The sequence below is a fragment of the Methylobacterium sp. AC832 genome, from assembly GCF_979256025.1.
Genome location: NZ_CEEDMV010000001.1, coordinates 574269 through 598052, shown reverse-complemented (window position 1 = coordinate 598052; position 23784 = coordinate 574269). Strand labels below are relative to the sequence as shown.

At 67.6% G+C, this 23784-nt stretch carries 21 protein-coding genes; 6 read left to right on the top strand and 15 right to left on the bottom strand.

The window, feature by feature from the left end; translation table 11 throughout:
* Window positions 1–7: 7 nt before the first annotated feature.
* The 3 genes from AC0IXR_RS02790 to AC0IXR_RS02780 form a co-directional block, all read right to left on the bottom strand.
* Window positions 8–1729 (bottom strand): ABC transporter permease, encoded by a 1722-nt coding sequence (locus AC0IXR_RS02790; protein WP_471759692.1) that lies wholly within the window; start codon window positions 1727–1729, stop codon window positions 8–10.
* Window positions 1730–1740: 11 nt separating this feature from the next.
* Window positions 1741–2769, bottom strand: a complete 1029-nt coding sequence (locus AC0IXR_RS02785) for an extracellular solute-binding protein (protein WP_207410196.1) — start codon at window positions 2767–2769, stop codon at window positions 1741–1743.
* A 125-nt stretch (window positions 2770–2894) separates the two neighbouring features.
* Window positions 2895–3974 carry an ABC transporter ATP-binding protein gene (locus AC0IXR_RS02780; RefSeq protein ID WP_471759691.1) on the bottom strand — a complete coding sequence of 360 codons (1080 nt, stop codon included), beginning with the start codon at window positions 3972–3974 and terminating at the stop codon, window positions 2895–2897.
* A gap of 382 nt (window positions 3975–4356) precedes the next feature.
* On the opposite strand from AC0IXR_RS02780, the gene AC0IXR_RS02775 reads away from it, so the two are divergent.
* Window positions 4357–4887, top strand: coding sequence for a GcrA family cell cycle regulator (locus AC0IXR_RS02775; RefSeq protein WP_246747706.1), 531 nt, complete (start codon window positions 4357–4359; stop codon window positions 4885–4887).
* A gap of 239 nt (window positions 4888–5126) precedes the next feature.
* On the opposite strand, the gene AC0IXR_RS02770 is transcribed toward AC0IXR_RS02775, so the two are convergent.
* From AC0IXR_RS02770 to AC0IXR_RS02730, 9 genes are all read right to left on the bottom strand, one after another.
* Window positions 5127–6404: an aspartate aminotransferase type Ic gene (locus AC0IXR_RS02770; RefSeq protein ID WP_419951071.1), complete on the bottom strand. Its 1278-nt coding sequence runs from the start codon at window positions 6402–6404 to the stop codon at window positions 5127–5129.
* 67 nt (window positions 6405–6471) lie between these two features.
* Window positions 6472–7392 carry an ROK family protein gene (locus tag AC0IXR_RS02765; protein WP_471759690.1) on the bottom strand — a complete coding sequence of 307 codons (921 nt, stop codon included), beginning with the start codon at window positions 7390–7392 and terminating at the stop codon, window positions 6472–6474.
* A 9-nt stretch (window positions 7393–7401) separates the two neighbouring features.
* A complete protein-coding gene (locus AC0IXR_RS02760; RefSeq protein ID WP_471759689.1) occupies window positions 7402–8793 on the bottom strand; it encodes a dicarboxylate/amino acid:cation symporter in 1392 nt (463 codons plus the stop codon).
* Between the two features lie 266 nt (window positions 8794–9059).
* Window positions 9060–9953 carry a CYTH domain-containing protein gene (locus tag AC0IXR_RS02755; RefSeq protein ID WP_311274210.1) on the bottom strand — a complete coding sequence of 298 codons (894 nt, stop codon included), beginning with the start codon at window positions 9951–9953 and terminating at the stop codon, window positions 9060–9062.
* A 292-nt stretch (window positions 9954–10245) separates the two neighbouring features.
* Window positions 10246–10653: a peptide-methionine (R)-S-oxide reductase MsrB gene (msrB, locus tag AC0IXR_RS02750; protein ID WP_471759688.1), complete on the bottom strand. Its 408-nt coding sequence runs from the start codon at window positions 10651–10653 to the stop codon at window positions 10246–10248.
* A gap of 64 nt (window positions 10654–10717) precedes the next feature.
* Window positions 10718–11797, bottom strand: coding sequence for a YihY/virulence factor BrkB family protein (locus AC0IXR_RS02745; RefSeq protein WP_082469895.1), 1080 nt, complete (start codon window positions 11795–11797; stop codon window positions 10718–10720).
* 162 nt (window positions 11798–11959) lie between these two features.
* Window positions 11960–13480, bottom strand: coding sequence for a malonate--CoA ligase (locus AC0IXR_RS02740; protein ID WP_471759687.1), 1521 nt, complete (start codon window positions 13478–13480; stop codon window positions 11960–11962).
* 54 nt (window positions 13481–13534) lie between these two features.
* A complete protein-coding gene (locus tag AC0IXR_RS02735) occupies window positions 13535–14941 on the bottom strand; it encodes a malonyl-CoA decarboxylase (protein WP_056431929.1) in 1407 nt (468 codons plus the stop codon).
* Between the two features lie 225 nt (window positions 14942–15166).
* Window positions 15167–15361, bottom strand: coding sequence for a hypothetical protein (locus AC0IXR_RS02730; protein WP_056431926.1), 195 nt, complete (start codon window positions 15359–15361; stop codon window positions 15167–15169).
* 374 nt (window positions 15362–15735) lie between these two features.
* Here AC0IXR_RS02730 and AC0IXR_RS02725 point away from each other — a divergent pair, with 374 nt between their 5' ends.
* Window positions 15736–16923: an MFS transporter gene (locus AC0IXR_RS02725; RefSeq protein WP_056431923.1), complete on the top strand. Its 1188-nt coding sequence runs from the start codon at window positions 15736–15738 to the stop codon at window positions 16921–16923.
* Here AC0IXR_RS02725 and cobD read toward each other — a convergent pair whose 3' ends face one another.
* Window positions 16924–17943: a threonine-phosphate decarboxylase CobD gene (gene cobD, locus AC0IXR_RS02720; protein ID WP_471759686.1), complete on the bottom strand. Its 1020-nt coding sequence runs from the start codon at window positions 17941–17943 to the stop codon at window positions 16924–16926.
* 51 nt (window positions 17944–17994) lie between these two features.
* Between cobD and cbiB the strand changes: the two genes are divergently transcribed.
* Both cbiB and AC0IXR_RS02710 read left to right on the top strand, forming a co-directional pair.
* Complete coding sequence (cbiB, locus tag AC0IXR_RS02715) at window positions 17995–18996, top strand: adenosylcobinamide-phosphate synthase CbiB (RefSeq protein WP_471760227.1); 1002 nt, start codon at window positions 17995–17997, stop codon at window positions 18994–18996.
* Between the two features lie 58 nt (window positions 18997–19054).
* Window positions 19055–20098 (top strand): DUF3616 domain-containing protein, encoded by a 1044-nt coding sequence (locus AC0IXR_RS02710; RefSeq protein WP_471759685.1) that lies wholly within the window; start codon window positions 19055–19057, stop codon window positions 20096–20098.
* Between the two features lie 283 nt (window positions 20099–20381).
* On the opposite strand, the gene AC0IXR_RS02705 is transcribed toward AC0IXR_RS02710, so the two are convergent.
* Both AC0IXR_RS02705 and AC0IXR_RS02700 read right to left on the bottom strand, forming a co-directional pair.
* Window positions 20382–21842 (bottom strand): cobyric acid synthase, encoded by a 1461-nt coding sequence (locus AC0IXR_RS02705; protein ID WP_471759683.1) that lies wholly within the window; start codon window positions 21840–21842, stop codon window positions 20382–20384.
* A 57-nt stretch (window positions 21843–21899) separates the two neighbouring features.
* Entirely contained in the window at window positions 21900–22622 is a 723-nt protein-coding gene (locus tag AC0IXR_RS02700; RefSeq protein WP_244477878.1) for a hypothetical protein, read from the bottom strand.
* A 91-nt stretch (window positions 22623–22713) separates the two neighbouring features.
* Here AC0IXR_RS02700 and AC0IXR_RS02695 point away from each other — a divergent pair, with 91 nt between their 5' ends.
* Both AC0IXR_RS02695 and AC0IXR_RS02690 read left to right on the top strand, forming a co-directional pair.
* Window positions 22714–23127, top strand: coding sequence for a RusA family crossover junction endodeoxyribonuclease (locus tag AC0IXR_RS02695; protein ID WP_419951079.1), 414 nt, complete (start codon window positions 22714–22716; stop codon window positions 23125–23127).
* Window positions 23124–23774, top strand: coding sequence for a hypothetical protein (locus AC0IXR_RS02690; protein ID WP_471759681.1), 651 nt, complete (start codon window positions 23124–23126; stop codon window positions 23772–23774). Before AC0IXR_RS02695 ends, AC0IXR_RS02690 begins: the two co-directional genes overlap by 4 nt.
* The last annotated feature ends 10 nt before the right edge of the window (window positions 23775–23784 follow it).

The window sequence follows — 23784 nt, the reverse complement described above, 5'->3', positions numbered from 1 at the left end:
CTGAACCTCAACCGCCCCTCGGGGCCCGCTCCGGCGAGCCGAAGCGGAGGAGCAAAGCCACCGGGATCAGGCCGACGACGACAATGAGGAGGGCCGCCACTGCGCCATCCTCGTAAGTACCGCGCACCGCCTCCCCGTAGAGATGGGTCGCGAGGGTCTCGACGTTGAGCGGGCGCAGGAGCAGGGTCGCGGGCAGTTCCTTGACGCAGTCGACGAAGACGAGGAGCGCGCCGCTCAGCAAAGCCGGCCACGTCATCGGCAGGTGGACGCGCATCAGCGTGCCGACGGGCCCCCGGCCGAGCATGCGCCCGGCTTCCCCAAGGGAGACCGGCACTTTCGACAGGCCGGCCTCGCAGGCGCCGACGCCAACCGCGAGGAAGCGCACCAGATAGGCGATGACGAGGGCACCACCCGCGCCGACCCCGATGATGGCCGGGGCGACGCCGAAGAGCGCCGTCGTGACACGGGACAGGGAGGCATCGGCGAGAGCCAGCGGGCCGAGGAGCCCGATCGCCAGGATCGCGCCGGGGAGCGCGTAGCCAAGGGCGGCGATACGGATCAACCCCTGCCCGAAACGCCGAGCGACGAGGCGCGGTCCGGCTGCGACGAGGAAGCCGCATATCGCCGCCAGCAGGGTGGCGAGGCCGGCATAGAGCAGAGTGTTTCCCGCCTCGGCGATGACTCCCCGGGGAAATCCCAGCCGGGTCACGCGGGCGATGGCGGAATGGACCAGATAGGCCGCCGGAATCAGGAAACCGATGGCGATGGGAAGAGTGCCGAGACACAAGGCGGCCAGGACCGACGCGCCGGACAGGCGATGGCGGGACATGCCGCGCTGGCGCTGTGCCGTGCCGGAATAGCCGCGCCCGCGCCGGCCCCAGCGTTCGGCTGCCAGCAGCAGGAGCACCATTGCCAGCATGACCAGGGCGATCTGCGCGGCGCCGGGCAGATCGGAGCGGTTGATCCAGGTGGCGTAGACCTGAACCGTGAGCGTCCTTACGCCGAGAAATTCGGCGGCGCCGATATCGTTGAGCGTCTCCATCAGGGCGAGGCTGGTGCCGAGGGCGATGGCGGGGCGCGCCAGCGGCAAGGCGACGTGGAAGAAGACCGCCATCGGCGACCGTCCGAGAATGCGCGCCGCCTCGATGAGCGTGCCTGCCTGCATCAGGAACAGCGCCCGCGTCGGCAGGTAGACGTATGGATAGAGCACGAAGCCGAGAAGCAGGATGCAGCCCGGCAGGGACCTGATCTCGGGCAGCAGCAGATCCTTCGGCCGCGCGACGCCGAGAGCATCGCGTAGCGCGGTCTGGACCGGGCCTATCGGATGAAGCAGGTCGAGATAGGCGAAGGCGACGATGTAGGTCGGCACCGCCAAGGGCAGCAGCAACCCGATTTCCAGGAGACGTCGGCCCCGGAACTCGTAGGCTGAGACAAGCCAGGCGGAGCCGACCCCGAGCATGACGACGAGGAGGCCGACGCCGCCGAGGAGCAACGCAGTGGTGAGCGTCGCCTGCGGCAGGACATGCGCCAGGAGATGCGGCCAGACCTCGCTCGATCCCCCCGCCGCCGTCAGCGCCAGGGATACGACCGGGCTCAGGATCAGGGCGGCGAGCGCCAGCGCTCCCGCCGCCCAGGCGAGAGGCCCGGCGCGCAGGCGCGACGCGGGGCGCGGAACGACGCCCGTGCCGAGCGCGGCCTCCGATCCGGCCAGTTCGGCAGCCACCCGCATCGGCCTGGACTTCAGTTGTCGAAGCCGACCGTATCCACCAGCAGGCTCGCGGCCTTCCGGTTACGGGCGATCTCGGCCAGGGGCACGGTATCGATGGTCAGCGGGCCCAGCGCGGTGAGCTGGGGGTCGATCGGCGCGCCCACCTTCACCGGATACTCGAAATTGGCCTTCGCATAGAGGCCCTGGCCCTCGTCCGAGACGAGGTATTCGAGAAGCTTGACCGCTTCGTCGCGGTTCGGCGCGCCTTTCGCGACGACGGCGCCGGAGACGTTCACATGGGTGCCACCGCTCGTAAAGACCGGCAGCACGACCTTGATCCCGTCGCCCCATTTCTGCTGATCCGGGCCACCCTTGCCCGAGCGCATCAGCCCGACATAGTACGAGTTGCCGAGACCGACGGTGCAGGTTCCGGCCAGGATATCGCGGGCTACGTCACGGTCGCCGCCGGCCGGCTTGCGCGCGAGGTTGGCCTTCACGCCGGTCAGCCATTCCTTCGCCTTATCCGGCCCGTGCTTGACGATGTAATGGGCGATGAGCGCCGTGTTGTAAGGGTGCTGGCCCGCGCGCAGGCAGAGCTTGCCCTTCCATTTCGGGTCGGCGAGATCCTCGTAGGTCAGGGCCTTCTCCGCGAGGTCCTTGTCGGCATAGGCGACGCGGGCGCGCATGGAGAGGGCGTACCAGAGACCACCGGCATCGCGCAGGGGGGCCGGGACGGCGGCTTCCAAGGTCTCCGTACGGACCGGCTGCGCCAGGCCGCGATCCACGAGTTCGATGAGATTGCCGATATCGACGGTCATGAGCACGTCCGCCTTAGACCGCTCGCCCTCGGAGGCCACACGCTCGGCGAGGCCCTTCTCGACGAAAACGGTGTTGACGGTGACGCCGCTCTTGGCCGTGTAGGCATCGAGCAGGGGCTTGATCAGGCCGGGCTCGCGCGTGGTGTAGATATTGACCTCGGCGGCCGTCGCTCCGGAGATCCAGGCGAAAGCCGTCGCGCCGCCGACCAGACATTTCGAGACCCAACCGACCATGACGTCCATTCCTCTTCCCGTGGCGAACGGTTCTGGGCCGCATCTTCACGAGAAAAGCAAGACTTATGTCTTCAGTTTATTATCGTTAAAAACTATACTTCTGGATATTGCCAAGCACGAGCATCCAAGCGGAATTAATCCGTCTCGAGCGGAAAAACCAACCCCGCGCCGTTCGCGAGCTTCAGGCCGACGCAATCGCCCTCCCCCGCCGATGTCTCTTCCGCGACGGTGAGGCGGAACGTGTCGGAGAACCCGTCCGCCGCCAGGGTCAATTCCGCGACGGGTCCGAGGAAGCGCCGGCGGATGACCCGCGCCGGATGACCGGTTTCCGCGCCGGATAGCAGAATCGCCTCGGGCCTGACGCAGGCGGCCACCCTTGCGCCGCTGGCGATTCCCGGCGCCGGAAACATGCCGAGCGGCGTCGTTGCCGCGCCGTCGATGCAGCGCGTGGGGAAAGCGATGAGATCGCCGAAGAAGCTCGCGGCGAAATGCGAGACGGGACGCCGGTAGAGATCCGTACCGGTGCCGATCTGGACGATGCGGCCGCTCCGCATCAGGACGATACGGTCACTCACCAGCAAGGCCTCCTCCGGGTCGTGCGTCACCAGGAGCGCCGTCGCGCCCGTGGCGCGCAGGACCGAGATCGTGTCGGCCCGGACCCGGTCGCGGTTACGCCGGTCGAGATTGGAGAAGGGCTCGTCGAGGAGCAGCACGCGTGGCCCCGGCGCCAACGCGCGGGCGAGCGCCACGCGCTGGCTCTCGCCGCCGGACAGGTCGCCGGGATAACTCGCGGCCCGGTCGGCGAGGCCGACCTGTTCCAGCCGCGACCTCGCCACGGCATCGGCCTCATCGGCGCGCAGCCGGTGAAGGCCGAAGCGAACGTTCTGCATGACGGTGAGGTGGGGGAACAGGGCGTAGTCCTGGAACATCAATCCGACGCCCCGCTCTTCCGGCGGCACCCTCGGACCCATGATCTGCCCATCGAGAAGGACGAGGCCGCCGCTTGGCTGTTCGAGCCCCGCCACCGCACGTAGCAGGGTGCTCTTGCCGCAGCCGGAATCACCCAGAAGGGCGATGATCTCGCCCACGCGAACGGCGAGGGAGACGTCGTCGAGGGCGAGCTTGCGACCGAAATCGACACGCAGGCCGCGTGTTTCGAGGCGTGTCGGCACCTCGCCGGAGCGGCGTCCCTCGGTCGGATCGGGCGCGACCATGACCTGTCCTTCACTTCTCGGCTCTTGGTGAAACACGCGCTTCTCGCCCGATCCCGCGTCAGGTCAAGGGAAAGCTGGGCCGGCGGGCGATGCGGTCGGATGCGGAGGAGGATTATGCCGTCGCACTCATGGTGGAGCCGCATCGCCGCCGCCCCTTCAGAATACAGCCGAGACGCCCCCGACGGTTTGCCGGTGGAAAGTCCGTCCCGGCTTTCAGGCGGCCTTGCATCGGCATCGAAGCGTCCTGTACGGTTCCGATCGTCGTCGTAAGGGTGCCCTGGGCGACCACCATCTGTATGGTATTGGACGGACAGGCCATGCGGGTTTTCGCAGGGTTCGTTCGGTGCCGGTCGGGGGAATCGAGCGGATGTCGGAGGGGGCGATGACGGATACCGGTGCTGGCTGGACGGACGAGCGTGTCGAGCTACTGCGGCGTCTCTGGGACGAGGGCCTGAGCGCGAGCCAGATCGCGGCCCAGCTCGGCGGGGTCACCCGCAATGCGGTCATCGGCAAAGTCCACAGGCTCGGCCTTTCGGGCCGCGTGAAGGCAGCGGATTCGCCGGGTAATGGCCGGAAGAAGCCCGCGGCACGGGCACCCGAGACCGAGGCCGACACGGTCGTGGAATTCGCCCCCGTGGCCGATCCCGTCGCCACGCCGAGCCTGGCATTTCCCGAGACAACCGCCTTGGTCATGCCCCAAGCCACGCCGCTGGCCGTGTCCAAGCGCGTGACGATCATGGATCTACGCGAATCCATGTGCCGCTGGCCGCTGGGCGATCCGACCTCGCCGGATTTCCACTATTGCGGCGACCGCTCGATCACCGGCCTGCCCTATTGCACTCACCACGCTCAGATCGCGTATCAACCGGCCGCCGAGCGTAAGCGGGATCGTCGCGTCGGCGGATTCCGCTGAACGACTAGGTTCGGCCGCATCACCGTCGCCCCCGGGGGCGACGCCGTACTTGGTCTCGCCTATCGCGCTTCACGCTCACATGCCGGCCATCCGATCACGCGCCGGTCGCTTATCGAGCGATGCCGGGTCCGCCCTCCGTCCCCATCACGGGCAAAGAGAGCGTTAGGGATCCGTCCGTGACTTACCTTCGGCCGCCATCGCCCCCTCAGGCCGAGGGGAACGATGGCGGCCGACGCTGGTCAGGCCGCCTGCTGTGTCTCCAGTCCGGCGAGGAGGATGCAGAGCGCGATCCCCTCCGCCGCCGCCTTCACGTCCGAGAGTGAGGGGAAGGTCGGGGCGAGGCGCAGGGTGCGGTCATGCGGGTCGCGTCCATAGGGCGAGGTCGCACCGGCGGGCGTCAGGGCGATGCCGGCTTCCTTGGCGAGGGCAACGGTCCGCTGCGCCGCGCCGTCCACCGTATCGACGGTGATGAAGTAGCCGCCTTCGGGCTTCGTCCAGGTGGCTGCGCCGGTTCCGCCGAGCCGGGCCTCCAGCGCGTCGAGAACGGCCTGAAACTTCGGCGCGATGAGCGCACGCTGCTTCTCCATATGCGCCTCGATGCCGGCCATGTCCTTGAGGAAGCGGACGTGGCGCAGCTGGTTGAGCTTGTCCGGCCCGATGGTGCGGAAGAACGAGCGGCCGAGGAACCAGCGCACGTTTTCCGGCGAGGAGGCGAACACGGCGATGCCCGCTCCCGCCAGGGTGATCTTGGAGGTCGAGGCGAAGATGAAGGGTCGGTCGGGATGGCCGGCTTCCTCGCAGAGGGTGAGGATGTCGGCGAGGGGGTGGCGCGTCGCGGTGAGGTGATGGACCGTGTACGCGTTGTCCCAGAAAAGGCGGAAGTCGGGAGCGCCCGTCTTCATGGAAGCGAGGCGCCGGACTGTCTCGTCGGAATAGGTCTCGCCGCTCGGATTGGCGTATTTCGGCACGCACCACATGCCCTTGACCGCGGGATCGGCGGCAAGCTTCTCGACCACGTCCATGTCCGGCCCTTCGCCGGTCATGGGGACGGGCAGCATGCGGATGCCCAGGGCCTCGCAGATGGCGAAGTGGCGGTCATAGCCCGGGACGGGACAAAGGAAGACCGGCTCCTCTTCCTTCGACCAGGGCTTCTCCGAGCCGGGCACGCCCTTCAGCAGAGCCCAGGCGATGCAATCGTGCATGAGCGCGAGGCTGGAATTGTCACCGATGACGATCTGGGCGGCCGGCGCCTGCACCATCGGCGCGAACAGGGCGCGCGCCTCTGGCAGGCCTTGGAGGCCGCCGTAATTGCGCGCATCGTCGCCGGCCTCGGCGAAGTGGTCGCCGTTCCCCGGAAGGGACATCATCGCGCTGGACAGGTCGAGCTGCTCGGGCGACGGCTTGCCGCGGGTCATGTCGAGCTTCAGGCCACGGGCCTTGAAGGCCTCGTAGGCGTCGCGGGCCTCTGCGTGAAGTGCGTCGCGGGCGGCGGGATCGAGGGAAGCCAGACTCGTCATGGGAATACGCTCACGTCGTTATGCGATGCCCCGTCCATACCGGCTGCGGGGAACGATGGGGAGAGGTTCAGGCGTGGAGGCCCCATAACCAGGCTGCACCCCGCACGCCGGAAGCGTCGCCGTGGCGGCTCACCCGGATCGGCGTCTCGCATTCTCCCGAGAAGACATGCGGACGGATCAGTCCGGCCAGGTCGGCGGTCAGTTCCGGCACGGTCGACAGCCCACCACCGAGAACCACCACATCGGGGTCGAGCACGTTGATCACGCCGGCCATCGCGCGGGCGAGCCTGTCCCGATAGCAAGCGACACTTTCGCATGCAGCTGCATCGCCCGCCCGCGCGGCGGCAATGACGGATTCGCCCGTCGGGGCGGCCGCTCCGGTGCGCCTGCCATGGTCGGCGGCGAACCCCGGCCCGGAGAGCCACGTCTCGATACAGCCCTTCCGACCGCAATAGCAGGCGGGACCGGGCCGTTCGTCGTCGCGGGGCGCGGGAAGTGGATTGTGCCCCCATTCGCCCGCGATGCGGTTGGCGCCCGACAGGGCCACACCGTCGATGGCGATGCCGGAACCGACGCCGGTCCCTAGTATGATCGCCCAGACGACCCGCGCCCCGGCACCCGCGCCATCCACCGCCTCGGAGACCGCGAGGCAATTGGCATCGTTCTCCGCTCGGACCGGTCGACCGAGCCGCGCCTCGAGATCGATGACGAAGGGCCTGCCGTTCAGCCAGACCGAGTTGGCGTTCTTCACGAGGCCGCTGCGTGGCGAGACCGCGCCAGGCATACCAATGCCGACACTGCCGATGCCGCCTGCCTCGCGCTCCATCCGCAGGACGAGCGACACGATCGCGTCGAGGGTCGCGTCGTAATCGTCCCTCGGGGTCGGGATCCGGCCATCGGCGCGAACGGCTCCGCCGGCATCGAGAACGATGCCGGCGATCTTGGTGCCGCCGAGGTCGATCCCGATGCGGAGATGCGCCGGGTCCATGTCCTGGCCCTATTGTGCAGCGACCGCCGGACGGGGAGCAGGCTCCTGGTCCATGTTCGGCGCGTGGTCGGAAATGTCGGTGCCGATGGAGAAGGGATGCGCCATGACCTGGTTCAGCTTCTCCTGATCGAGTTCACCCTCCCAGCGGCTGACCACCACCGTGGCGACGCCGTTGCCGATCAGGTTGGTGATGGCCCGGCACTCCGACATGAACTTGTCGACACCCAGGATCAGGGTCATGGCGGCCACCGGCACCGGATTGTTCGGGATGGCGCTGAGCGTGGCCGCAAGAGTGATGAAGCCGGCGCCCGTGACGCCGGAGGCTCCCTTCGAGGTCAGCATCGCGACCAGGATGATGGTGGCGTACTGGCCGAACGACAGGTCCGCACCCACGGCCTGAGCCAGGAACAGCGACGCCAGCGTCATATAGATGTTGGTGCCGTCGAGGTTGAACGAGTAGCCGGTGGGGATCACCAGGCCCACGACGGAATCCGAGGCGCCCAGGCGGCGCATCTTCGTCATCATGTGCGGCAGCACCGTCTCGGAGGACGAGGTGCCGAGCACGATGAGGAGTTCGTCCTTGATGTAGGCCAGGAACTTGAAGATCGAGAAGCCGGCCACCCGGGCGATGCCGCCCAGAACCAGAACCACGAACAGGAAGGCGGTGACGTAGAAGGTACCGACGAGCCAGGCGAGATCGATCACCTTGCCTATGCCGTACTGGCCGATGGTGAAGGCCATGGCGCCGAAGGCACCGATGGGGGCGAGCTTCACCACGAGGCCGATGATGCGGAAGAAGATCTGGCCGGCCGTGTCGATGGCGTGCGTGATCGCCTCGCCGCGCTTGCCCATGCCGGTCACCACGACGCCGGTGAGGATCGAGATGAGAAGAACCTGGAGCAGGTCGCCCGTGGCGAAAGCGTCGAAGAAGCTCTTCGGGATCAGAGCCATGATGTGGCCGGTGACGGAATCGTCGGCGGCGATCTTGGCGTATTTCTCAACCGATTTACCGTCGAGCTTGCTCACATCGGCATTGAAACCGGCGCCCGGCTTCACCACCTCACCCACAAGCACGCCGATGAGAAGCGCAATGGTCGAGACCACCTCGAAATAGACCAGCGCCTTCAAGCCTACGCGGCCGACCTTCTTCAGGTCGCCGATGGAGGCGATGCCGTGGACGATGGTACAGAAGATGATCGGCGCGATCATCATCTTGATCAGGGCGATGAAGGCGTCGCCCAACCACTTGACGGACTTGCCCCATTCGGGGTGCAGATATCCGAGCAGGATGCCGAGCGCGATGGCGATCAGCACCTGGATGTAGAGGACCTTGTACCAAAGTTCGTGAGGTGTCGGTGCTGCCGGCGCGCTGCCTCCGGCATGGACGGTGGTCTGAACCATGTTCCCTCACAGGCGCCTCGTTGGGCGCACGCTCGTCTGTCTTGGCGAGACGCTAGCGAGTTTAATCCCTCGCCTCAACGCGGCTATGAGAGATAATCTTTGTTTCTCGCCGAAACCGTGAGGATGGGCTGCTTCTGTAACGCGCCGAGCTTCTGTCGCGCTACTGCATACAATCGTTGGTCATCCACTTTGCCGGATCTGCCCGGTGCCGCTGGCTCCTCGCGAGGAGCCCGGAGATGGGCATGACCCACCTCCGGTCCCAGGGTTCAGGTCTGCGGAGTACGGCGGGGGCGCACGGTCCAGCGCTCGAATTCGGCGGCCGGATCGTCGTCGCGTGCAGGAGCGCGGGACGGTTGAGACGCGCCCAGAGCCTGCGACAGGCTTTCGATGACGTCGTCGATGCGGGCATCAGTGCGGATCGGAGTGTCCGTCGCGGTCTCCTCCGCCGCCGCGGGCTCTTCCCGACGCTCCTCGCTCCGTTCCTCAACGACGGGTTGCGGTGCGGGCTCTTCCACCGGGATGGCCGCAGGAGCGGCCGCCTTGGCAGCCAGGGCGGCAGCGCGGCGGTTCGCCCGAAGGGTCGCCTCGTCCTCACCGGCCTTCGGCGGCGGGGCATTGAAGCGGCCGAAGCCGAAGCGCGGTTCGAGCAGATCGAGGATCGCTTCGAGGGCGGCGTTGTTCAGGGGAACCTCGCCGGTTTGCGGCACACCCTGGATCGCCACGGAATGGCGGTCATAGGCGGAATTCTCGGTGACGTCGTCGCCGAACCAGGCCGGGGGTACGAAAGCGGCGGCCTGGGCGGGGTCGTCGAACACGACGCTGAGCAGGTCGAGGGCGCCCGGTGTCGCGTAGCGGTCGACAAGCGCCTCGCGGCCGTTACCGAGCGCGAGCACGGCACGGTCGTAGATCGCCTTGCCGGAGCAGACATCCAGAAGGGCATCGCCGTGGGCGCGGGGAACGTCGGTCCGCTCCTCGCTCGACGTTCCGTCCGGCGCCGTCGTGACGAGGACGAGATGGCAGTTCTGGCCATCGACGCGGACATAGGAGGTGCGACCGGCCTGGGGAGCGAAATAGCCCTCGGTGATCTTCGAACCGCCGCGCTCCTTGCGGATCAGGCGGACGAGCGAAGGCGCGACCAGAAACCGACGAACGACACTCATGTATTCTCTCCCCCCGGATCGGCTCATCATGGCAAGCACTCCTCCGGAGCGCCGCGCCACGGGCGCAACGTCAGCGCCGTTCGAAGCCATACCCTGTTTCGGCAGCGACGGAATGCCCGGCCTGTGGAAACCGGCCGGCACGAACCGTCCGAATTCGATCGTTTTCCCGCCTCGCACCGCCGACGGCACACAAAGGGGAAGACCACTTCCCTTCGACTAAGAAAAAATGGGACTAAATCAAGGCCGCTCTCGTAAGCCCGGCCCCGATTTTTATCCTTTTATACCAATGAGCTCACGCATTCGGCTCGAAACGCAGTGAAATGCCGTTCATGCAATAACGCAGCCCCGTCGGCGCCGGGCCGTCATCGAAGACGTGGCCGAGATGACCTTTGCAGTGGGCGCAGTGCACTTCGGTCCTCACCATCCAGTGGCTCCGGTCGGTCGTCGTCTCCACCGCGCCGTCGATGGGATCGAAGAAGCTCGGCCAACCGGTGCCGGATTCGAATTTCGTGCTGTTCTCGAATAACGGGGCATCACAGCCGGCGCAGTGGAACGTGCCGGGACGTTTCTCGGCATTGAGGCAGCTCGTGCCCGCCCGCTCCGTGCCGTGCTCGCGCAGGACACGGTACTGGTCCGGCGTCAGGATCTCGCGCCACTCGGCCTCGCTGCGCTGGACGGTGCCTGACTGGGTCTCGCTCATGATGGCCTCCGGTTCCTCGGGATAGGCTGGAGAAATAGGACTCCCGAGGCCGTCCCGCACCCTGTCACGCAGCCGCGCCGACCGTGTCCGCCATCCGTGCCTCGCGGTCGCCCATGGGCTTTTCCGGGCCCGTCGTCGTGTCCCGAGCGGTCTGATGCTCCATTTCGGCATTGATCTCGGCACCGAGGAGCACGATCGTCGTCGAGATCCAGATCCAGGTCATGAAGCCGATGGCGGCGCCGAGCGAACCGTAGGTCTCGTTGTAATTGCCGAAGCTGCCGACATACCACGAGAACAGGATGGAGGCGGCGAGCCAGAGGATGCCCGCCACAGCGCCACCGGTGCCGACCCATCGCCAGCGCGGCCGCTCGCGGCTCGGGCCATAGCGGTAGAGCAGCGAGAGACCGCCGAGGAGGACGACGAGCAGGAAGGGCCAGCGCAGCAGGGCGATGAGCCTCGCCCCCTGCCCGAACCCGAAGAAGTTGAAGATCACCGGTAGCACGACGATGCTGGTGAGCGCGAGGATAGTGAACAGGAGCGCCCCGACGGTGAAGGTCAGGGAGCGCAGGTTCAGCATCACGAAGGAGCGCTTCTCGTCTTCCTCGTAGACCACGTTCAAGGCATCGAACATCGCCTTCATGGCGGCGTTCGCGCTCCAGAGCGACAGGACGAGGCTGGAGAAGAACGTCAGTCCCAGCGTGCCGTTATCCTTGGCGGCGATCCGCTTCACCTGCTCGCCGATGATGTCGATGGCGCTGGAGGGCAGCACGCCCTGCATGCTGGAGAGGTGCTCGTTGATGGCGCCGACATCGGCCACGAGGCCGTAGCAGGAGACCAGGGCGGCTATGGCCGGGAACAGCGACAGCAGGGTGAAGAACGTGACCCCGGCGGCGACCGCGAGCACGCGGTCCTTGTTGAATTCCAGATAGACGCGGACGGCGATGTCCTTCCAGCCGGCGCGGGTGATCTCGGTCGGACTGTCTGCGGCACGACCGCGATGGACCTGTGTCGCCGCCACCCATTCGGCGCTGCGCCCGCTATGCGAACGGGCACCTTCTTCGCGGCGCGGCTCGGGCGGTTCGGCCTCACGCCTGGCGCCGCGCGACCGCGGTGCCAGCGACAGGGCGACGAGCGCCGCCCCCATCGCCAGAGTCCAGATCATCGAATGGGTGGAGCCCGGCTCCGTAGGCTCGGGACGGTGAGGCTGAGACGAAGACATGACGGCAACCGGTACGGAGACGGCGCGAGCTTGGCCGTTCGATGACGAGAACCGCCGGCCCGCCAAAGCGTTCCGCCGTCTTGCCCCTCAGCGGCGGTAGAGTTCCGCATGCGCTTCGCGCAGCAGGTTCTTCTGCACCTTGCCCATGGCATTGCGCGGCAATTCGTCGGCGAAGAGCACACGCTTGGGGCATTTGAACCGGGCGAGGCGCCCTTCGAGGATGCGGAGGATCTCCTGCTCTCCCGGCGCGTCCGGGCGGGCGACCACGATCGCCGTGACGCCCTCGCCGAAATCCGCATGGGCGAGGCCGATCACGGCGGATTCGATGACGCCCGGAAGCGCATCGATCTCGTTTTCGACTTCCTTCGGATAGACGTTGTAGCCACCGGTGATGATGAGATCCTTGCCGCGCCCGACGATGTGGACGTAGCCGCGCTCGTCGACCTTGCCGAGATCGCCGGTGATGAAGAACCCGTCCGCCTTGAATTCGGAGGCCGTCTTCTCGGGCATGCGCCAATAGCCCTGGAACACGTTCGGGCCCTTCACCTCGATCATCCCCACCGTATCGGCGGGCAAGGCCCGTCCCGTCTCGGGATCGACCACCCTGAGCGAGACGCCCGGCAGGGGCAGGCCCACCGTGCCGGCGATGCGCTCGCCCTCGTAGGGGTTCGAGGTGTTCATGTTGGTCTCGGTCATGCCGTAGCGTTCGAGGATGGCGTGGCCGGTGCGGGCCTGCCAGTCCCGGTGCGTCTCGGCCAGAAGCGGGGCCGAGCCGGAGACGAACAAACGGATTGTCGCCGCCGCCTCGGGGGTCAGGCCCGGCTCCTTGAGGAGGCGCGTATAGAAAGTCGGCACGCCCATCATCGAGGTCGCCCGGCCCATCAAGGCGAGCACCTGCTTCGGGTCGAATTTCGGCAGGAAGATCGCTGTGGCCCCGGCCAGCAGAACGATGTTGGAGGCCACGAACAGGCCGTGGGTGTGGAACACCGGCAGGGCGTGGATCAGCACATCGTCGGCGGTGAAGCGCCAGGCCTCCACCAGGGTGACGGCGTTGGAGGCGAGGTTGTCATGGCTGAGCATGGCGCCCTTCGAGCGCCCGGTCGTGCCCGAGGTGTAGAGGATCGCCGCCAGATCGTCTGGCCCGCGTTCCACATCCGTGAAGTCGATGCCGGCCGCGTCCGCCGCCTCCGCCATGGTGCCGCGTCCCGCCCCGTCGAGGGTACGCAGCGCTGAGACCTTCGCCTCGGCGGCGACGGGTTCCAGGGCAGCGAGCCGGGCGGGATCGCAGACGAAGAGGGACGCTTCGGCATCCGACAGGAAATACGCGATCTCGGGGGCCGTGTAGGCAGTGTTGAGCGGCAGGAAGACGGCGCCCGCCCGAACCGCGCCGAGATAGAGGAACACCACTTCGGCGCTCTTCTCGACCTGCACGGCGACCCGGTCGCCCGTCTTCACCCCGAGTGCCTTGAGGGCCGAAGCATAGGCGGCCGAACGCTCGAGCATGTCCGCATAGGTGATCCGCGCGCCGTCGCCGGTCTCGATGAAGGTCCGGGAGGCGGGATCGGCGGGCAGGCTCGCCCGGATGAGGTCGAAGAGATGGTTACGCATGACGTCGTCCAACCGTGATCGAACCGACAGCCGTGGCCGGACGACGCCCCGAAATCAAGCCTCGGCCAGGGCGACGGCGCGAATCGGCGGTAGGTTGGACCTCAGTTCGCGGCTGACGGTGCTCGATGCCGCCACCGTGCCGAGATTGGCATAGGTTTCGTGGTTCTTCTCGATGGCCGAGAGATCGTAGAGGTAATTGACCATCAGCCCGCGCGACTGGCTCAGCCCCTTGGGCGAAACGTCGCCGAGGAAGTTCAGCCGCTCCAGCCGCGCGCCATTGCCGAGATGGAAGCGCGCCACCGGGTCGAGGGGCTTGCCGCGCTCGTTCTTGGCCCGCAGGAAATAGGCGGCGGCCGCCGGGATGAGGGCCTTCTTCACCGCATCGGCCCTGGCCTTGTCGGCGTGCCAGCCCGGCTCGTCGATGGCCCGCAACGCCTCGATATCGTCGCGCGTCAGCCCCTGCGGCGAATCCGAGCGGCGCTCGCGGTCGAGCCAGGCAGAGAAGCCGGGCACCGGCGACAGGGTCACGAAGGTCTTGAGGCTCGGGATTTCGCGGGCGAGATCCTCAACCACCTGCTTGATCAGGAAATTGCCGAAGGTGATTCCAGCCAAACCCTTCTGACAGTTCGAGATCGAGTAGAAGATGGCCGTGGTGGCGGCACGCGTCGGAAGCAGCTCGCGCTCATGCGCCAGGATCGGCGCGATGGCCGGGGCAATGCCGCCGGTGAGTGCCACTTCGACGAAGATCAGCGGCTCGTCCTGCAGGGCCGGATGAAAGAAAGCGAAACAGCGTCTGTCCGACGGCTCGATCCGCCGGCGCAGTTCGTCCCAGCCGGCGATCTCGTGCACGGCCTCATAACGGATGATCTTCTCCAGGATATGGGCCGGCGTGGTCCAGTCGATATGGCGCAGAACCAGGAAGCCCCGGTTGAACCATGAAGCGAAGAGATGCTCGAAATCGCTGTCGAGACTGTCGACGGCGTCGATGAGGTCGTGATCCGCCTCGCTGCCCCGCAACTCCTTGCGCAGGGCGAACAGGTCCTCGCGCATCCGCACCAGAGCGAGGGTGCCGTTGCGGGCGAGGTTGAGGCGGCGGATGAGTTCCTGGCTGCGCGGCTCGGCCGCCACGTGCAGGACGCCGAGCGCGGCGCGGGTCGGGTCCCGGCGATAGGCGGCGATGGCATCGTCCACCGCTTCATGGTCGGCCCCGAACACGGTGGCGACACCCTGGAGGAAGACGAGACGCTCGGGCTTTGCCAAGCTCGAATAGCGCTCCAGGATCAGGCGGGCGAGCGCCACGCCGGAGGCTTCGCCGCGCCTGGAGATCAGGTCTTCACAGAGCTTGATCAGTTCCTGCGCGTTGGCCCTTGCCGCGAGGTCGCCGCGACCGATGCCGATGAGATCGCGACCACGGTCGCTGATAGTCTGAAGCAGGTCGCCGAAAAACGAAATCGCCGCCATGGCTCGCCGCCTGCCCCAAAAACCCTGTCACCCGGCTAGGGTGATGCCGGCCCCGCGGAACGCAGCCTTGCATGGCCGTCAGTCTATGATGTGGGGCGACCGAGGACCAGGGTCTTGAAAGCGGGACCATGCCGCAGCCGCAGGCCGACCTGTGATCGAGACCATGGCTGTGGCATCGTCCTGCTCGAGACTATGCAAAGACGGATCAAGACGACATTCCGTGTGTCAGGCTTGTGCGGCCTCGATGGCGACACGATCCGCCCGCTCGCGCCAATCCTCGACACCGTGCTGGCGCGCGAAACGAAGTTCCGCCGCACGCTGAGCACGACGCGGATCGCGCGCGCGCGAGATCTCGACCGATCCGATGGTGAACGGCACGCCGAGGATTTGCTTTGCGAAACTGACGCGGTAATTCGGCATTCCAAACTCCGTTGTCGACACGCGATGCTTGTCACCGGGACTTGGGACCGACTCGTCTCGACAGTCGAGACTGTGGCAGAACGACTTGGCTCCTGCCAAGTGGGACTCCACCGGAACGACGCACCAAGTCATTGTCCGGTAACAATTCGTATATGGGGATCGGTGCATCCGATGGAAGGTCGGGGCCCGCGGCGGCCGTCCGACGCGGCTGGGACCATTTCGCGCGGCCGCGGGTTGCCCCCGCGCGCCGCCGCCCCTAACCGAGGGCACGGCTCTCCCGTCGCTCACGGACCCGCCCACCGAATGACGTACAATCCATCGCATTTTCATCGACTTGGCGCGACGGGCGCCACCGTTCCGGTGCCCGCCTGACCATGCAACCCGAGACCGCTTCCAGCCACGGCTTCACCGCCAAGGCGCGCTTCGGCCTGACCCTGATCGCCGGGGGCGCCGTCGCCAACATCTACTACAACCAGCCTCTCCTCGCGGTTCTGGTGAGCGAGTTCGGCGAGCGCGCCGCCCTCCTCGTTCCCACCGCGTGCCTCGTGGGCTACGGCCTCGGCATTCTCGGCCTCGTCCCGCTGGGCGATGCCTGGCCGAGGCGGACCCTCATCGTGGCGCAGTTGCTCGGCCTGAGCGTGGCACTCCTCGGCGCCGCCCTGGCAACGAACCTCGCCTTCCTGACGGTCGCCTGCCTCCTCATCGGATTCCTCTCCTCGGCAGCACAGCAGGCGGTCCCCTTCGCCGCCGAACTCGCCCCGGATGAGAGTCGCGGCCGGATGGTCGGGCAGGTGATGACGGGCCTCCTCACCGGCATTCTCCTCGCCCGGACGGTGAGCGGCTTCGTCGGCGCGCATTTTGGCTGGCGTGCGGTGTTCTTCGCCGCCGCTGTCGTTGCCCTGGCCATCGCGTTCGTGGCAGCGACGACCCTCCCGAAGGTCAAGCAGACGAAGCCTCTGCGCTACCGCGCGCTGATGCTGTCGATCCTGCATCTGGTGAAGACGCAGCCGATCCTGCGCAACGCCAGCCTCTCGCAGGGATTGTTGTTCGCCAGTTTCAACGCGTTCTGGGCGACCCTGGCCCTGCTGGTGGAAGCTCCGCCCTTCGATCTCACCGCTGCCGGGGCCGGCCTGTTCGGGGTGATCGGGGTCTGCGGCGCCTTCGTCGCCCCCCTCTCCGGGCGCTACACCGACCGGAAGGGCGCCCGTCCGGTGGTCGTCACCGGTGGTGCGCTCGTCCTCGCGTCGTTCCTGGTTCTGTGGCTGGGAGGAGAGGTTTCGCTGGTAGCAGTCGCCATCGGCGTGCTCCTCATCGATATCGGCATCAACGGCGCGCTCATTGCCAACCAGACCCGGGCCTATGCCCTCGTCCCAGGCGCCAGGGGCCGGATCAACACCGTGCTGTTCACCGTGATGTTCGTGTTCGGGGCGCTGGGCGCCTTCGCCGGCTCGCAGGCCTTCCTCATGGCGGGGTGGCCCGGTGTCTGCGCGGTGGGCGCCCTCCTCTCGGGGGCGGGCCTTCTCGTGTCGATCAATGACCGGTCGCGGTCGAAGCCCGCCTGATCAGGCGGGTTTGAGCACGCGGGACAGGCGGCACCATTCGCCCTTGTCCGCCGGCAGGCCGAAACGCAGCCATCGCGGGTTGGCCTCGAACCGGCGGACATAGATGCCCGCCTCGCCGAGGCGCCGGAACTGGCCCGAGGCATCGTCGAATTCGGCCGTGCGGAACAGGCAGGTGCCGCCGACGACGCGCCCTCCCCGGCAGGCCAGAAGCCGGTCGAGACGCGACGAATCGGCATGGCGGGCAAGGGCGGCCTCGCGCAGCCAGGGCGTATCGGCCAAGGCCGCGCGGCCGATGGCGAGCGCCGGCCCCGGCACCGCCCAGGGTCCCAGCGCCTGCGCGATCCGCCGGGCGAGCGCCGGTTCGGTGAGGGCGAAGCCGAGACGAATGCCGGCGAGGCCATAGGTCTTGCCGAAGGAGCGCAGTACGATCAGCCCCGGCCCCACACGGGGCGCAACGGATTCGACCTCTTCGAGATCGATGAAGGCCTCGTCCACGACGAGCCACCCGCCGCGCCGTGCGAGGCGTCCCGCGAGATCGAGGAGAGTGGAGGCCTCCCAGGTCCGGCCATCGGGATTGTTGGGGTTGACCACGACGACGACGTCCGCCTCCTCGGCCTGCGCCGGATCGGTCACCGTCGCCACTGCGTGGCCGCCCCGGAGCCAGGTAGCCTCGTGCTCGGCATAGGTCGGGCCGATGACGGCCACGCGCGAAGGGGGCCTCAGGCGAGGCAGCGTCTCGATGAGGATCTGCGTGCCGGGCGCCGCGACCAGATGGTCCGGATCGACGACGCCATAGGCGCGGGCGGCGGCGGAGAGCAGAGCGTGGAGGTCGGCACGGGAAGGAAGCCGCCGGAACGTGCTAGCGTCCAGCGGCGGACAAGGATACGGGACCGGATTGATCCCGGTGGAGAGGTCGATCCAGGGTTGTTCGGCGTGCGGGAACAGCGCCCCGGCGGCGTCGAGATCGCCGCCATGGGCGATGGGCAGAATCCCCTCGCCCGCCTCCTCGCTTCCGCTCATCGGGCCTCCGTCGCGCTCCCGCCCACCAGCCTGGATTCCCTCCGCGAACCGATGACCTGGACCGCTCTCTTCCATCCGCCGGATACGCTCGTGGTGTTGGGCCTCGCCCTCGCCATCGAAGCGGCGGCTGGCTATCCGGACCGGCTCTACAGGGCGCTGGGCCATCCTGTCACCTGGATCGGCTGGGTGATCGCCCGGCTCGACCGGTCCCTCAATACGGGCAGCGAGGCGAGACGGCGCGCGGCCGGGATCGTCGGCCTTCTCGCCCTCCTGGCGGTCGTCGGGGCGGTATCGATCGGGGCGACGACGCTGGCCGCCGCGTCCGGTCACCTGCCTGCCGTGATCCTGCTCGGCCTCGTCTGCGCGTCCCTGCCGGCGCAGCGCAGCCTCCACGATCATGTCGGCCGTGTCTCTTCGGCGCTCCGCTCCGAGGGGCTGGCTGGCGGGCGGCGCGAAGTCGCAATGATCGTGGGGCGCAACCCGGAGAGCCTCGACGAAGCCGGCATCTGCCGCGCCGCCATCGAGAGCCTATCGGAAAACTTCTCCGACGGGATCGTGGCGCCCGCGTTCTGGATCGGGATCGGCGGCCTGCCGGGGGGCGCGCTCTACAAGGCGATCAACACTGCCGACAGCATGATCGGCCATCGCACGCCCCGCCACGAATCCTATGGCTGGGCCTCGGCCCGCCTCGACGACCTCGTCAACCTCCCGGCCTCTCGGCTCTCGGCGGGGCTGATCGCGGCGGCCGCCCTCCTCCATCCCGGCGCCTCCGCGGCGGGTGCGTACCGGGCGGTCCGGCGCGATGCGGGCCGGCATCGCTCGCCCAATGCCGGCTGGCCCGAGGCCGCAATGGCGGGTGCGCTCGGCCTGAGGCTGGCGGGGCCGCGCATGTACGGCTCCGAGATCGTCGACGATTCCTGGATGGGCGACGGACGGGCGAAGGCGGGCCCTCATGATGTGGAGCGGGCGTTGGCCCTGTATCGCATCGCCTGCGCGCTGCTTTTCGGATGTGTCGTCCTTGGCGCATCGATACTCAAAGCTGTTTTTCTATAATTCCGATCACCGACATTCGAAGGGGCACCCGGCAATGACACGGACTGGTCTTCTGGCGATGCTTTTCCTTCACGGAGCCGCCGCGCCGGCCTTCGCAGCGGTGGGAGCCCAGCACGACCTCGTGCCCGTCGATCCGCCCTACACGATGACGTCCGGCCTGAAAGGCAAGGAGGGCAAGCCCGCCAAGGACATCAGCGGCATCGCCTGCATGCCCCCGCGCGAAGGCAAACGCCGCTGCCTCGTGGTCAATGACGAGAATACCGGCGCGCAATTCATCACCATCGATGGGCACACGATCACGCCCGGTGCCGATATCGACCTCGTCGGCGGCGGACCGAGCCCGAACACCCTGGGAACCCCGCCCTCGAAGAACGGATGCTCGGGCGGCCAGGGCAAGTTCGACGATCTCGACGGCGAAGGCGTTGCCTATGCCGCCCCGTATTTCTACGTGGTCGGTTCGCATGGCTGCTCGCGCGGCAAAGCGAAGTTCAAGCTCTCCACCTTCGTGCTGGCGCGCATCAAGGTCGACGCGGCCGGCGAGCCGGTGGGACCGAGTGCAGTCGAGACCACCTACCGCCTCGGTGACGCCCTCGGCCTGGCAGAAACCGTCAGCGCCTACTACACGCAGGATCTCCAGACCGATGACGGCGACGCTTCGCCCAACGGCCTCAATATCGAGGGCGTCGCCGTCGATGGAACGCGCCTGTTCGCCGGGCTGCGCGCACCGTCCCATGACGGCAAGACCTTCATCGTCGAGGCGGATGTCGGGGCTTTGTTCGCCCAGGGGCACGAGTCGCTCATGGCTGCCCCTCAGGTGATCCCCCTCATGGTCGGGCGTGGGGCCGGGATCCGCGATCTCGCCATCCTGCCCGACGGGCGGCTCCTCGTCCTCACCGGGCCGGCTCAGGGACAGACCGACGTGCCCTACAGCCTGTTCGCGGCCGGGGCCTCCACCAACGCGAAGCTCGAGCCGATCGGCCGTCTCACCGGGGCGGAAAAGGGAGCCAAGGCGGAGGGCGTCGCTGTGCTGGGCGACAAGCGCATCCTGGTGATGTTCGACAGCGTCAAGGATGGCGGACCGCTCGAATACAAACTTCCCTGACAGCCTCTGTCGTTCAGGCGGCGCGTGGGGCGACTACCGGCGCGGCGACGCTGCGGCGGACAGCGTCCCGGCGCAGTGCGGACACAACCGCGACTATCAAGCTCGCCCTACAGGCGAGTTTCAAGCGCGGGGCCGGGCAGCACCACGGTGGGCAGCCAGGAGCTCAGCCCGGTCTCACGAGTGAGGCGCGTCGACCTCCGGCGGCGACGGCGTATCGGGCTACTTCCTCATGGCTCGTGCTCTGCGCGGGAGCCCGATCGGTCGAGCCTATGTTGGGGAACTGCTAGCGCGCCAAGGCGAACAGTCGGTCGCAATCGACATGCGCCTCGACATGTCGCGCGAGGGCATCGAGGACGCGTTCGACCTCGCCCTCGTAGGAATGACCGTCGGAGGCCGCTCCCAGGCGCGCGAGCCAGGCGGCCCGCTGCCGGTCGTCGGCGAAGAGGCCGTGAACGTAGGTGCCGCAGACCCGCCCGTCGCCAGAGACCGCACCGTCCACCCGTCCGTCGGCGAAGCGTAGCAGCGGAGTCACCGTGTCCGCACCGGCCGTGTCGCCCACATGCATTTCGTAGCCGCTGAACGGCAGGTCGTCGGCGAGGCTCCGCCCGCTCACCGCCTCGAGGCGCTTCAGCGGGGTCATCACCGTATCGACCTCCAGCAGGCCGAGCCCGGCGACGCTGCGCGGCTCGCCCTCGATCCCGTGCGGATCGCTCAAGGTGCGGCCGAGCATCTGGTAGCCGCCGCAGAGGCCGAGCACGTGGCCGCCCCGGCGCAGATGCGCGCGGATGTCGACGTCCCAGCCCTCGCGACGGAGGGCGTCGAGATCGTCGATCGTGGTCTTCGAGCCCGGCAGCAGGACGAGGGCGACGTCGCCCGGAATCGCCTCGCCGGGCCGGACCAGCACGACCTCCACCTCCGGCTCCGCCCGTAGCGGATCGAGGTCGTCGAAATTGGCGATGCGCGGCAGGACCGGCACCGCGACGCGAATGCGCGTCCGGCCGGAGGAGGCGGAACCGGCGAGCCCCAGCGCATCCTCGGCGGGCAGGCGCGCGGCCTCGGGGAAATGCGGCACGAGCCCAAGGGCGGGCCATCCGGTGGCCGTGGCAACGATCTCCATGCCGTCGGCGAACAGGCTCGGGTCGCCGCGAAACCGGTTGACGAGGAAGCCCACGATCATCGCCGCATCCTCGCGCGCGATCACCGCCTTGGTTCCGACGAGGCTGGCGATGACGCCGCCCCGGTCGATGTCGCCGAGCAGGATCACGGGCGTGTCGGTGGCCCGCGCGAAACCCATATTGGCGATGTCGCCCCGGCGGAGGTTGACCTCGGAGGCCGAGCCGGCGCCCTCCACGATGACGAGGTCGGCCTGGCCCTTCAGATGATCAAAACTTTCGAGCACGGAGGCCAGGAGACGCGGCTTCCAGGCCTGGTAATCTCGCGCCTTCGCGGTGCCGACCATCCGGCCCTGCACCACCACCTGCGAGCCGGTCTCGCTCTGGGGCTTCAGCAGGACCGGGTTCATGTGGATGGAGGGCGCCACCCCGCAGGCCCGCGCCTGCAGCGCCTGGGCCCGGCCGATCTCGCCGCCATCGGCGGTAACGGCCGCGTTGTTGGACATGTTCTGCGGCTTGAACGGCCGCACGGCGAGGCCGCGCCGCGTGAAGGCGCGGCACAGGCCGGCCACGATCAGCGACTTACCGACATCCGAGCCGGTGCCCTGGATCATGAAGGCGCGGGCGGTCATGCGATCGGGTCTCGTCCGGTGTGCCGAGGGGTGTCGGCGAGCCCTAGCACGACCGCGTCAGGGCCGCGACGGCGGGCCGGCGACGCAGGCGGTATCGAGAGGCCGCGCGGCCCGGCGGAAATCGAGGATGGCGGAGGCGTAGGTCTCGACGACCTCCGAGAACGGCACCCGCTCGGCCGTGAACAGGACGGCGCGATGGCTGAACAGCCGGTCCGGAATCGCGAGCGGCGCGCAGGCGGGATCGGGCGGGGCCGCTTGGTCCCAACCGGGCGGCAGAGGCTGCCAGAGACGGTCCGCCCCGATGGTCTGGCGGGTGGTGCCCAGCGCCTGGACCGCCCTGCCAAAGGGTGTATCGGTCGTCTCCAGCAGGCGGTTCATCTCCGGGTTCAGTCGCTCCGGCACGTACCAATTGTCGGCCTCCGACAGAACGTGATTCCCGCAGGCGAGCCGGACCCGGCGATATTTCAGGACGGTTTCGGGTCCGGCGGCGAGGCGGCGGCGCGTCTCTTCCGAGGCGGGCTTGTCCACATCGCGCAGGAGGGTCGCCGTGAGCCGCGGGTCCGTCGCCATGCCGTGCTCGAAGCACCAGCCTTCGAGGGTCGCGGTGGCGCTGCGGCTCGCCAGGAGCCGCGCATTGAGCCCCTCCATCACCGCCAGCGCCTCGACGCGGGCGAGATAGGTGTCCGGCCAGGATGTGATGGACTCCGCGGAGGCCGCACCGGCACCGGACAGAAGAAGCGTGAGCGGAACGAGGCAGCGTCGGAAGCCGCGACGGAACACAACCCAAGGGAGATTCCGCGATACCCTATACACGTTGACGAAGCCGTGCATAAGTTGCGGGACCGAAGCCCGCGACGCTAGGCGATCTCTCGTGGAGCTCATCTTTCCCATCGAGTTCCTCGTCAGCGGCACACCGGTCTCGTTCCAAGCGGCCCGACCGAGTTCCAAATCGCAATGGAAGCAGAAGGTCCGAGCGGCAAGCGACGGCTCCTTGCCCGAGAATCACTTCGCCTGCGAGGGTAAACTCGCCGTGACGCTGTTCTACTTCCCCGTCGGCTCCGTGCAGGGCGATGTGGACAATATCGTCAAACTGGTTCCCGATGCCCTCAACCAGCACATCTACATGGATGATTCTCAGATCGAACGGGTGGTCATCCAGAAGTTCGAACCGCAGCGGGTGTTTTCGTTCACGCAGCCGAGCCCCGTCCTGGCGGCGGCACTGTCGGCACAGAAGCCGATTTTATACGTAAGGCTCTCGGACGATCCATTCGAGGAACTGGCATGAGCGGCATGGAACCAGAACGGCCGGTCCTCGACCTTATCATCCCGACACTCATGGATGCCGGCTACGAGGTTTATACTCACCCTTCCCGCCAGCTTCTGCCATCCTTCATGGGCGACTACGTTCCCGACGCGATTGCGCTCGGAAAACCCAAGAATCTCGCGATCGAGATCGTGCGGGATGGCTCGCGATCGGGAAGGCAGGAAAGAGTCGCGGACCGGTTCCTCGGTGTCGCCGATTGGGAACTTCGGATCTACTACGCTAGCTCCGGCGGCGGCGTACCCGCCATCGACGGCGTGACGCCCGACATCATTGACCGCACGATCGCGAAGGTCGAGGCTCTCATCGCAGCCGGCCAGATGGAGGCCGCTCTGCTGCTCGGCTGGTCGACCTTCGAAGCCATCGGGCGGGCCTTGATCCCGGACCGCCTGTCGCAATCTCAATCGTCCGCACAGCTGATCGAACAGCTCGCGGGCGAAGGCATCGTAACGCCCGACGAGGCGGATCGGCTTCGCCCCATGGCGAGCCTGCGCAACGCCGTCGCCCACGGGGCCCTGCAGCGAGACCTTGATCCCGCCGCCCTGGAGGATTTCGTCGCTACGCTGAAGCTCGTCCTCCACGAGAATCAGCCAGTCGGCGGCGTGGCCTGACCGCGCCCAG